General features: G+C 35.0%; 5 protein-coding genes and 2 tRNA genes. 4 read left to right on the top strand and 3 right to left on the bottom strand.

The features are described from left to right. From QMO11_RS18515 to QMO11_RS18505, 3 genes are all read right to left on the bottom strand, one after another. A tRNA-Val gene (locus QMO11_RS18515) sits at positions 1 to 74 on the bottom strand. Positions 75 to 105: 31 nt separating this feature from the next. Further along, a tRNA-Val gene (locus QMO11_RS18510) sits at positions 106 to 180 on the bottom strand. A gap of 104 nt (positions 181 to 284) precedes the next feature. After that, the gene (locus tag QMO11_RS18505) at positions 285 to 1574 is read right to left on the bottom strand and encodes a bifunctional folylpolyglutamate synthase/dihydrofolate synthase (RefSeq protein WP_282039105.1); all 1290 of its coding nucleotides are present in this window, start codon (positions 1572 to 1574) and stop codon (positions 285 to 287) included. A gap of 101 nt (positions 1575 to 1675) precedes the next feature. Between QMO11_RS18505 and QMO11_RS18500 the strand changes: the two genes are divergently transcribed. The 4 genes from QMO11_RS18500 (at position 1676) to QMO11_RS18485 (ending at position 6188) form a co-directional block, all read left to right on the top strand. Further along, positions 1676 to 2998, top strand: a complete 1323-nt coding sequence (locus QMO11_RS18500; protein ID WP_282039103.1) for a PhoH family protein — start codon at positions 1676 to 1678, stop codon at positions 2996 to 2998. Positions 2999 to 3180: 182 nt separating this feature from the next. Beyond that, a complete protein-coding gene (gene mtaB, locus QMO11_RS18495; RefSeq protein ID WP_282039101.1) occupies positions 3181 to 4527 on the top strand; it encodes a tRNA (N(6)-L-threonylcarbamoyladenosine(37)-C(2))-methylthiotransferase MtaB in 1347 nt (448 codons plus the stop codon). 4 nt (positions 4528 to 4531) lie between these two features. Then, the gene (locus QMO11_RS18490; protein WP_282039100.1) at positions 4532 to 5317 is read left to right on the top strand and encodes an inositol monophosphatase family protein; all 786 of its coding nucleotides are present in this window, start codon (positions 4532 to 4534) and stop codon (positions 5315 to 5317) included. A gap of 4 nt (positions 5318 to 5321) precedes the next feature. Beyond that, positions 5322 to 6188, top strand: coding sequence for a lysophospholipid acyltransferase family protein (locus tag QMO11_RS18485; protein ID WP_282039098.1), 867 nt, complete (start codon positions 5322 to 5324; stop codon positions 6186 to 6188). Positions 6189 to 6196 lie beyond the last annotated feature (8 nt).

Raw genomic sequence — 6196 nt, 5'->3', positions numbered from 1 at the left:
GGGCGATGAGGGAGTCGAACCCCCGACCCCTTGGGTGTAAACCAAGTGCTCTGAACCAACTGAGCTAATCGCCCGAAAACGTATTCTTCAATGCTTTTAAAAAAGTGGGCGATGAGGGAGTCGAACCCCCGACCCCTTGGGTGTAAACCAAGTGCTCTGAACCAACTGAGCTAATCGCCCTTTTAGAAAACTAACTAAATTCTCGTTTGAATTATCAAGGCTTGTTTCCAAAAGCGGTGCAAATATAGAGGTCTTTTTTAGAACTGCAAAAATTATTTTCAAAATCACACAACTTCCGCAACAACAAAAGTACTTCCCCCAATGAATATCAAATCATTATGGGATGCATTTTTTTTTGCACCTTTCTTCGCTTCATCCACAGAATCGTACACTTTGCCCATTAAACCGTGTTTTTTGGCGAAACTTTGTAATTCAACAGCATCTAGTCCACGAGGAATATTTGGCCTCGCAAAGTAATATGTTGCATCCTTTGGTAATAACTTTAATACATTATCAACATCCTTATCGTTAACCATACCCCAAACGATGTGCAATTTATCAAACGCTGTTGATAATAACTGCTGCATCAACTCCTCCACTCCTTCTTTATTATGACCCGTATCACAAATAATTTGAGGATTCGCACCTAATACTTGCCATCGTCCCATAAGTCCAGTATTCTTCACAACCTTACACAAACCATTATAAATATCTTTAGATGTGATAGCGTACCCATTAGCTATCATCACATCAAGAACCGTTAAAACAGTCATTAAGTTTTTCTTTTGGTAATGTCCTAACAAATCTAATTTTAGATTTTCAAACTCTAACTTACCATCCTTATAAACCTGAAATATCTGACGGGCATCAATACCGTTCATTACAACTGGGCTCGAATAAATTTCTTCTGCGAATCTAATTTCAGAATTCCCAGCATTAGCTTTTTCTATAAAAACATTTTTAGTTTCAGAATGAATCGCACCAATAACTACAGGTATATTTGGCTTTATCACTCCTGCTTTCTCTATTGCTATTGCCCCTAAGTTATCCCCTAATAAAGCTGTATGATCCAGACCAATATTAGTAATCACTGAACATTCGGGGGTAATAATATTAGTAGAATCAAGCCTTCCACCTAAGCCGACTTCTATAATCGCAATATCAACCTTACAATCTGCAAAATATTTAAAAGCCATTGCAACAGTCATTTCAAAAAATGACGGTTTTATCTCTTCTATAATCTTTTTGTGATCAGTTACAAAATCAACTACATCCTCTTCCGATATACATAAACCGTTTATTTTAATTCGCTCCCTAAAATCTTTTAGATGCGGAGAGGTATATAAACCCACTTTATATCCAGCCTCTTGCAACACCGAAGCCAAACAATGCGACACCGAACCTTTTCCATTAGTACCTGCCACATGAATACTTTTAAACTGCTCATGCGGTTGTCCGAAATAAGCATCTAACTTTTTAGTATTATCCAAATTAGCTTTATAAGCTACCGCACCACTTCGCTGATACATTGGAAGTTGAGAAAACAGAAAATCTAAAGTCTCTTTATAATTCATTCTCTTAATATTTTCAATAAAAAATAAGTAATATATATCATCCTTATTTGTTAATAAAATAAATAACTTTAAGCATGTTCAACCACTAAAACGTCCTTTATATGCCTAAAAACCGGAAAATATTTGTACTTGACACAAATGTGATTTTACACGACCACAAATGTATATACAACTTTGAGAATAATGATGTAGTTCTGCCAATTGTTGTTTTAGAAGAGCTGGATAAGTTCAAAAAAGGAAATGATCAAATTAATTACCAAGCAAGAGAGTTTGTTAGAGATTTAAATAAAATTTCAGGAGAAAAACTCTTTAAGGAAGGTATTTCGCTTGGAGCAAAGCAGGGTAAGCTTTTTGTAGCCACCGGAAAACCTTTTACAGAGGCAATGCAGAATTCCTTTTTTGAAAAAAATGCTGATCATAGAATCTTAGCTATAGCCCTGCACATAAAAGAGGAATTTAACGGAAGAGTTGTAACCTTAGTTTCAAAAGATATTAACTTAAGAATGAAAGCCAAATCTCTTGGCCTATTAAGTGAAGATTATGAAACTGACAAAGTAAAAAACATTGACCTCCTAGAAAAAGGGGTTCAGATTCATGAAGACTTTGACACAGAAATTATTTCGAACTTATACAACTCAGAAGGTATTCCTGAAGAGGATTTTCCGATTAAGGACATGCCTGCTAATCAGTATTTTGTTCTGAAAAATGGCACACAAAGCGTTTTAGCTTGGTACGACTCTCAAAACAGTATAATTAAACGAGTTGAAAAACACAGCTGCTTTGGCATTGAGCCGAGAAATGCTGAACAAACTTTCTCGTTACATGCCCTAACAAACCCCAATGTCAAACTAGTTTCTTTAACTGGAAAAGCGGGAACAGGGAAAACTCTTTTGGCATTAGCAGCAGCTCTCCATCAACACAAAAACTTCAAACACATTCTATTGGCGCGACCAATTGTACCCTTAGCTAATCGAGATTTAGGATTTCTACCAGGCGATGTTAATGATAAAATTGGCCCATACATGCAACCTCTTTTTGATAATCTAAGTGTAATTAAAAATAGCCATGGAACTAAAAGCCGAGAAAATGTTCTGATTGATGAAATGCAACGAGATGAACAATTAACCATTACACCATTAGCATACATTAGAGGGCGCAGTCTTTCTGATGTGTATTTCATTGTTGATGAAGCTCAAAACCTGACACCTCACGAGGTAAAAACAATTATAACGAGAGCGGGCGCAGGAACAAAAATGATATTTACTGGTGATATTGAACAAATCGATTCTCCGTATCTAGATAAAACATCAAATGGACTTGCGTATTTAACTGAAAAGATGAAAGGACAAGATGTATTTGCTCATGTAAACTTAATAAAAGGAGAAAGAAGTTTCTTAGCAGAATTAGCTTCCGACTTATTATAAAACAACTAGTCTCATCACAAAACCGGCTCGCCAAAGAGTCGGTTTTTTTCTTTTTCGCAAAAACACACACAATCTCATTTTCAATTATTATCTTTGTGCCCTTATTTTTCAGAATTTAACTGAAAATAAAAAAGATACAACTACATTACCCAGATGGAGTTGCATTTAATTGGAGATTAGAGATGATTGATAAAACACAGTTTTTAGAGAAGAAAGTAGCTTTTCACACTTTAGGTTGTAAATTAAACTTTAGTGAAACCTCAACCATAGCCAGAGGATTAATGGAAGAGGGCTTTAGCAAGGTGAAATTTACCGACTTTGCGGATGTATATGTTCTGAACACATGTTCTGTTACTGAAATTGCTGACAAAAAGTGCAGACAAGCTATTAACAAAGCCATCAAAATAAATCCTAACGCCTTTATTGTTGTTACAGGATGCTTTGCTCAATTAAAACCCCAAGCCATTTCTGAAATGCCCGGCGTAGATCTTGTACTAGGCTCAAACGAAAAGTTTAAGATGGCTGATTATCTTGGCGATCTTCAAAAGAAAGCATCAGGTGAAATTCATGCCGGAAAAATTTCTACAAATAAAGAGTTTTTCCCAAGCTATTCTATGGGAGACCGCACACGAACCTTTTTAAAAGTTCAAGATGGATGTGATTACTTCTGCTCATACTGCACAATTCCTTTAGCAAGAGGAAAAAGCAGAAATGCAAACATAAAAACAACTGTTGATTTAGCGAAAAAAGCAGCAAAAGAAGGTGCCAAAGAAATCATTTTAACTGGAGTAAACATTGGTGATTTTGGAAAGAGCACTAATGAAACCTTCTTTGACCTAGTTAAAGAATTAGATAAAATTGAAGAAATTCAACGTTTCAGAATTTCTAGTATTGAACCCAACCTACTTAGTGATGATATTATTGAATTTGTTGCAAAGTCTGACAAAATAATGCCTCATTTCCACATCCCTTTACAATCGGGTTCAAATAAGATATTAGCTCTAATGAAGCGCAAATACAATAGGGAATTATTTGCCAAAAGAGTAGAAAAAATAAAATCATTGTTACCAAATGCCTTTATAGGTGTAGATGTAATTGTAGGTGTTAGAGGAGAAACCGACACACACTTTAACGAAGCCCTTGAATTCATAAAGTCATTAGAGATATCGCAATTACATGTATTTACGTATTCCGAAAGGCCTAATACAAAAGCACTAACAATAGAACATATTGTACCTATTGAAGAACGCAAAAAAAGAAGCCAAATTTTACACGAACTATCGGATAAAAAAACACGTTTCTTTTACCAACAATTCGAAGGTCAGGAAGAACAAGTTTTATTTGAGGGCAGCGAAAACAATGGTTTCATGAATGGCTTTACGCAGAATTACCTGAAGGTACGTATTCCATACAACGAAAAGCTTACAAATCAAATCACATCTGTAAAACTCAATAAGTTTAATGCAGAAGATATGATTTATGATGCGGAAGTTTTAATTGATTATTCTAGCTTTGAGCTTCAAGTTTAAAACTATGGATTATAAAACTATTTGCCAACAAGCAATTGACCTGATTAAATCAACAGGTGTCTATATTAAAGAAGAAGGTAAAAAACAAAAGCGAATTGAGACTAAAGGCAGTAACGATTTTGTTACTCATGTTGATAAAGGATCTGAAAGACTCCTTGTTGACGGCCTTAGCAAACTTTTGCCTGAAGCTGGTTTTATAGCAGAAGAAGGAACTTCTGAAGCTATTGGAGATACACATAACTGGATAATAGACCCTATTGACGGAACAACTAATTTTATACATGGATTATACCCACATGCAATAAGTGTTGCCCTCGAAGAAAATGACGAAATTGTTTTAGGTATTGTTTATGAAATAGGCTTAGATGAATGTTTTTATGCTTGGAAAAATAGTTCTGCATTTCTTAATGACGAACAAATCCAGGTATCGAACACACAAAGAGTAAAAGACAGCCTTTTAGCCACAGGTTTCCCATATTCGGATTTTGCCAAAATGGAAGGCTTCATGAAATCTCTTGATTATTTCATGAAGAACTCTCATGGATTAAGAAGACTTGGCTCAGCTGCAACAGATTTGGTATATGTGGCATGCGGAAGGTTTGAGGGTTTTTATGAATACGGACTTAAACCATATGACGTAGCTGCCGGAGCCTTCATTTTGAAGCAGGCTGGAGGTAAAAACTGCGACTTTAGCGGAGGTAATAACTACATTTATGGGAAAGAGATTATTTCCTCTAACAATTTAATTTTTGAGGAATTTAGAACAACGATTAACCAACTAATGAATTAGTAAATTGAAAACTTTCATAGTACACATAGGAATACTTTTAATTAAACTAATAGGTCACCTCCCATTTTGGGCAATATATTTTTTATCAGATATATTTTACCTCTTAGTTAGACTTATAGGCTATAGAAAAGAAGTAATTTTCAGAAATCTAAGAAATGCCTTTCCTGAGAAATCAGAAAAAGAAATATCAGAAATAGCTAAAAAGTTTTACAAACATTTATGCGACTTATTCTTTGAGACTTTTAAAGTACATGCCATATCAAATAACGAGATGGCAAAACGTATGAAATTTCACAATACAGAATTGCTTGACAAATTTTATGATGAAGGCAAAGATGTAATTATTATACTTGGTCATTATGGAAACTGGGAATGGGTACCTTTCGTAAATGGCCATATAAAAGCATTAGGAACGCAGGTTTATCATCCACTCAGGAACAAACCCTATGATAAATTCTTACTTAACATACGCTCTAAATGGGGCACATTAAATTTCCCGATGAAAACATGCTTCAGAGACATGTTAAAATTAAGACGAGACAAACAACACTTTATTATTGGTATGATTGCAGATCAATCTCCTGCAAAAAATAAAATTCAGTATTACACCAAATTCTTTAATCAAGAAGTTCCGGTATTACTCGGGGCAGAGAAAATGGCAGTTAAAACGAATAGCCCCGTTGCTTTTTTAAGAGTGGACAAAGTAAAAAGGGGCTATTACGAAGCTACTTTTGAGCTATTAGTAGAACACCCTAAAGAATGTGAGGAATTTGAGATAACCAAAACACACACCCAACACCTCGAAAACATAATTAAACAGAAACCTGAATACTGGCTATGGAGTCATGATAGGTGGAAACACAAAAAATAACAAACCTA

The organism is Saccharicrinis aurantiacus, from assembly GCF_947489045.1.
Taxonomy (GTDB): Bacteria; Bacteroidota; Bacteroidia; order Bacteroidales; family Marinilabiliaceae; genus Saccharicrinis; species Saccharicrinis aurantiacus.
The sequence above is the reverse complement of the archived record's forward strand: the minus strand, read 5'-3'. Positions and strand labels throughout refer to the sequence as shown.